This window comes from Fodinibius sp. (assembly GCF_041642155.1).
Taxonomy (GTDB): Bacteria; Bacteroidota; Rhodothermia; order Balneolales; family Balneolaceae; genus Fodinibius.
In genome coordinates, this window is sequence record NZ_JBEPWZ010000269.1 from 1 (window position 1) to 4,052 (window position 4,052).

At 51.2% G+C, this 4,052-nt stretch carries 2 protein-coding genes; one reads left to right on the top strand and one right to left on the bottom strand.

The window, feature by feature from the left end; all coding sequences use genetic code 11:
* Nucleotides 1-147: 147 nt before the first annotated feature.
* Nucleotides 148-2,586 carry a penicillin acylase family protein gene (locus ACESLU_RS12425; RefSeq protein ID WP_372638962.1) on the bottom strand — a complete coding sequence of 813 codons (2,439 nt, stop codon included), beginning with the start codon at nucleotides 2,584-2,586 and terminating at the stop codon, nucleotides 148-150.
* Between the two features lie 442 nt (nucleotides 2,587-3,028).
* Here ACESLU_RS12425 and ACESLU_RS12430 point away from each other — a divergent pair, with 442 nt between their 5' ends.
* Complete coding sequence (locus ACESLU_RS12430) at nucleotides 3,029-3,886, top strand: 3-hydroxyacyl-CoA dehydrogenase family protein (protein WP_372638963.1); 858 nt, start codon at nucleotides 3,029-3,031, stop codon at nucleotides 3,884-3,886.
* Nucleotides 3,887-4,052: the final 166 nt, after the last annotated feature.

Consider the following 4,052-nt stretch of genomic DNA (forward strand, 5'->3'; position numbering starts at 1 on the left):
CAGCGTGACGTACACCCCCTGGTGGTATCGGTTAAATTGTGGTAAATGCATCGGTCAATTGGTTCTTAGACGTTAACGGATAACATAGCTGAAAGCTGCTGTCAAGTCAACGTTTTTATTTTTTTTGACTGAGCAATGTATTTCTTTCTACCGTTCCGGTACAAGCCTCATGGTATTGTACTGCGTCTCATTAAAAAGGGTACTGTCCTGGTACAGAAATTTATATTGGCCGTTGAGCCAATCTTCGGTTTGATCTCCGTAGTAGGTGGAGAACGGGTTGCCGGATTGGCCTGTGGGAAGAACAGATAAACTGTAATTCGTATTTGAGAAATCAATAATTCGCCGGAGAGAGGGACCTAAAATCATTTCGTACGGTTCATTCCAGCTGTATTCTCCATTGTTGATACTCATGCCATGCCCCTTCACGGGATAGGGACCCAGGTTCAACAGGTTACGGACAATAAGTTTCAGGGAGGTTGGCGCCGTGTGCGACTTAGCGGCTTCCCCGAACAGGGGAGGGCGGAGGGTTAACGTATGGAGCTGTTCCCAGCGCCACTCGAAGGGCTCCGTTCCAAATTGTTCCCGTAGAAATGAAATTGTTTCCTTCATACTTTGTGTGATCATCTGCGCCCTTGTCTCCCGTCCCGCGGTCGTAACATCATCGAAAAGGGAGCCGTCGTCGCGCAGAAGCCGCAGCAAGGTCCGCTCAGGGAGAGCTGAAAACCGTATGAACTTCTGGTAAACCGATTCCGAGAGGTCATCCTCCAATGTATTTTCAGCGAGATGAATCAGAAATACATCGATGATGGAGGCAGCCGTTTCGGAGGCTTCGTAGGAGTAGTCCCAGTTTTCCAGGTACGAGATGACAGTTTCAAACTGCTCCTCGTTCAGCTTTAGAACCGGCAAAATGCTGCGGGTGATATCCCGGGCATAAAGCGAGCGGGAATCATACTGCATTTGCCGGAAGGTTTCGGGCGAAAGCTGTTCATATTCCGTTAAATACTGACGGATCCGTTCATACCGGGCATCGGGCTCCCAGTAAACGGAGAGATAGTACGGGTAATCGTCGCCGGCAGGTGGATTATTGGCATTGGCAATCCAGTTGCGATCGGGATTGATGACCGAGGGCAGCTCTTCATAGGCGACATATTCCTGCCAGTCCCGGGAAGGGTCCCATCCTTCGCGCAGGGAAATAGGATTACCGCTTCGGAGAGGCACATTTGCCAGGGAGAGCTGGGCAATGGTTCCCTCCCGGTCGACATAGATAACATTTTGTCCCGGTACTTTGAAATCGCGGGCTCCTTCCTGGAATTCATCAAATGATTGGGCCCAGTTCATGGAAAGGAGTGCTTCAATCTCCCGGCTGACTTCATGCCCGGTCCACTTCATGGCAATAACACGGTCTTCCGTAATCTCCTGGTCGGGATGTATATCCGAAATGACGGGACCGTGGTTGGTCAGGCGACGCGTAAAGACCGTATCATCCCGGTTTTTAATGCTGATGACTTCGCGCTGAAGGGTGAAATTTTCATACAGCGGTTCTCCCGCAAGCGTATCAAGTACAAACTGGTGATCATTATGGGAATTTACGGCCTCCTCGAAAAAGTCCGTATCGTCAAGCATGATATTGGTCATCGACCACGCCAGGTGGTCATTTTGTCCCACTACCAGCATGGGAGCCCCCGGGATCGAAGCCCCGGAAAGATTTTGTCCCTCCACATTCAGATGCACCTCGTACCACTTGCCCGGGATACTGAGTCCCAGGTGCGGGTCGCCGGCCAAAAGAGGGGCCCCGGTGGAAGACTTTTCTCCGCTGACGGCCCAGGCGTTGCTTCCCTGGTGGCTGCCCCTGGAGCCGGTGATTTTGCGGAGCTGCTGATCGATTTCCAACAGGGGAAGGAGGGCCGCCGTTAATGTATCCGCCGTATCTGGAGAGACCGGTTCCGGTAAAAAGCGGTTATCGGGACGAATTTGAAGGTATTTTTCCCGCGGAAGCTGTTCAGAAAGATAAGCATAGGTCAGCTCTGACTTCCAGGCCAGGTTTAATTCCCAGGCCATCAGCCGGGAAAGAGCGATGGAGTGAGTGGGAGTCCAGTGAATCGGCTCCATATCCGCCAGCGAAAACTGGATGGGCAGACTATTCGAATGCTGCCGGCTATAGGTATTGACGCCGTCGGAGTAGGCTTGGAGATAGCGCATGGTCGTATCCGAAAGCGTCGCTTCGATTTTTTCCGCCATTCTACGGAACCCTATGGTCCGCTGCATGATATCCACGGAAAGCATGTCCCCGCCCAGGAATTCCGCGAAGCGTCCCTCTGCGGCCATCTGCGATACGGTCATCTGCCAGAGTCGATCCTGGGCATGCACATAGCCCAGGCTGTAGTACAAATCCTCTTTATTTTGAGCGTAAATGTGGGGGACGCCGTAGCTATCCCAGTGGATGTTGACGGGCTGCCGGAGTTCCGGCTGTTCCAGCGTAGCATTGTAGTCGGGCAGCGGCTGGTAGAAGGTCCAGTACATGCCAATGCCAAGGATACCCGCTATAAAGAGGAACAACCCGAGCAGCACGCCCAAGATTTTTTTCATGGAAATGATCTGTCATTTACGTTAACCGGAAAAGTAGCAAACATAGTGATTAATCAATAACGCTAAAAATGGTTTTCGGAAAGTGCTGACAAGCAGGCTCTAAAAATGAAATGGTTTTTTTACAGGACATTTTTGAATGCAGCGACATAGAAAAAGGGTTGTTGGAGTATGTAGTGTTTTGTAGTTAACACACCTGGCAAGCCATGTGTTCAATTCTCCGGTAACCGTTATGGAAAAGGAAGGGGCATATATATACATATATAAGACGCCCTCAGCTATTGATAATGCCGGCAAAATTCGATACCCTCTGCATAGATATACATAGATATAGATCCTGCTCAACCCGGATTATTTCCCGGTCCAATGTTGCCTCGCCCCCAACCGAATTTCTTGGTGAATAATCCGGGTTAAGCGGGATCGGAACCTTAAAAACAGACCGGATATGAAAAAAATCAGCAAAGCAGCGGTCATCGGCGGTGGCACGATGGGCAACGGCATTGCACACATTTTTTCGATGCATGGTATCACCATCCACCTGGTGGAAAGAAACCGGGAGCTGGCTGATAAAGCGTTAGAGACGATTACCGGGAACCTGGATCGCATGGTTGGCAAGGAGAAGATCGATGCCACCCGGAAAGAAGAGACGCTGGATCGTATCGTCACGTTTACGGATACTGCAAAAGCAGTAGGTGAGGTTGATTTGGTCGTAGAGGCGGTGCCCGAAAATTTTGATCTCAAGAGAGAACTGTTTTCCGAGATCGACAAGGCCGCTCCCGGCGAGGCGATCCTGGCTTCCAATACCTCTTCCATATCCATTACCAGGTTGGCGGCTACGACCTCGCGGGCCGACAAATTCATCGGAATGCATTTTTTTAATCCTGTTCCGGTGATGAAGCTGGTGGAAGTGGTAAAGGGGTTGCAAACCAGTGACGAGACGGTGGCAGTGATTGAGAAGACGGCGCAACGGCTGGACAAGAATGCGGTGGTAGTGTCCGACTACCCCGGGTTTGTGTCCAACCGCGTGCTGATGCCGATGATCAACGAGGCCATATACTGCGTGTACGAGGGCGTGGCCGAGCCCGAAGAGGTAGATCAGGTGATGAAGCTCGGTATGGCGCATCCGATGGGACCGCTCCGGCTGGCGGACTTCATCGGACTGGATGTGTGTCTTGATATATTAAACGTGCTGCACGATGGTTTTAAGGATCCCAAATACCGGCCGTGTCCCCTCTTGGTGAAGATGGTGGACGCCGGCAGGTTGGGGGATAAAACGGGCGAAGGGTTTTATAGCTATGATTAACAATAGTTCTCGTTCCATTTTTAAACGACCCAAAAACGGAACCCAAAAACGTCGCCGGCCGAGGGTTCTTCGCCGGTGCGGCGTCCGCTCAAACCTGTAAAAAGGCAAAAATCGCTCCCTGTGGTTGCTCAGACAAGCCTATTTACAGCCGGTTCTCGCGTCCCCC